The organism is Oleiphilus sp. HI0117 (assembly GCF_001635235.1).
The window spans coordinates 1-1,215 of the sequence record NZ_LWGA01001507.1; the positions used below are offsets into that span (position 1 = coordinate 1).

Below are 1,215 nucleotides of genomic sequence, written 5' to 3' on the forward strand. Positions count from 1 at the left end.
GTCAAACGCTTCATTAAAATGCGGATAGCTCGCTTCATCAATCGACAAACCCGCCGCCATCGCATGGCCACCAAACTTTTTAATCAGCTCTGGGTGGCGCTTAGATACCAGGTCCAGAGCATCGCGCATATGAAGCCCGGGTATAGAGCGCGCAGATCCTTTTAGCTCCCTATTCTGAATCAGCGGATCATCGCTAGCAGGCGCAAAAGCGATTACGGGCCGATGAAATAGCTCTTTGATACGTGAAGCTAATATCCCAATGACACCTTGGTGCCAATGTGGCTCATATAAGCTCAACCCCCACGACAAGTTCTCAAGAGCCAAGCTTTCCGTAGACTTGTCCAGAATGCTTTGTACCTGGGCTTCAGCATCCTGTTTCATTTCGGCTTCAATGCGCTTGCGCTCGACATTCAGCTGGTCCAGGCGCTGCGCGATAGACATTGCCCTAACCTCGCTATCAGCTAATAGGCATTCGATACCCTGTGACATATCATCAAGGCGACCCGCCGCATTTAGCCGCGGACCAACGATAAACCCCATATCACTCGATTTAACGCCCGACAACTCCTTACCCGCGAGCGACAAAAGCGCTTTGATTCCAGGACGACAATAACCTGCCCGAATACGTTTAAGCCCTTGGGAAACCAGTACGCGATTGTTGTGATCGAGCGCCACCAGATCAGCGACAGTCCCCAAAGCAACCAAATCAAGATATGAAGCCATATTGGGTTCTTTAAGCTGTCTCTGTTCAAACCATTGTCTCTTTTTAAGCAAGGTTCTAAGACTACTTAAAACATAAAATATAACCCCTACCCCTGCGGCATTTTTGCTGGGAAATTCACAACCGAGTTGATTTGGATTCACGATTGCATCAGCTTTAGGTAGGGTATCTCCCGGCAAGTGATGATCAGTAACCAAAACCTTAATACCGAGTGACTTGGCCCGCTCTACGCCTGCTTCACTAGCAATACCATTATCAACAGTAACGATTAGGTCAGGCTTTAATTTTGCAGCATAGTCAACGATTTCTGGCGTCAGGCCATAGCCGAATTCAAAACGGTTGGGCACAATATAAGAGCACTCTTTCGCCCCCATCTCTCGAAGTACAAGAACAGCCAAGGCTGTACTCGTCGCACCATCGCAGTCAAAGTCTCCAAGAATTAAGATATGCTGCTGTGCAACGAGCGCATTATATAAAACTTCAAGCGCCTCGTT

1 protein-coding gene is annotated in these 1,215 nt (G+C 48.1%); it reads right to left on the minus strand.

All coding sequences use genetic code 11. The annotated features are described in order from the left end of the window. Window positions 1-1,215, minus strand: a 1,215-nt coding sequence (locus A3757_RS24835; protein WP_068740493.1) for a DHH family phosphoesterase, incomplete at both ends; no start/stop codon positions are given.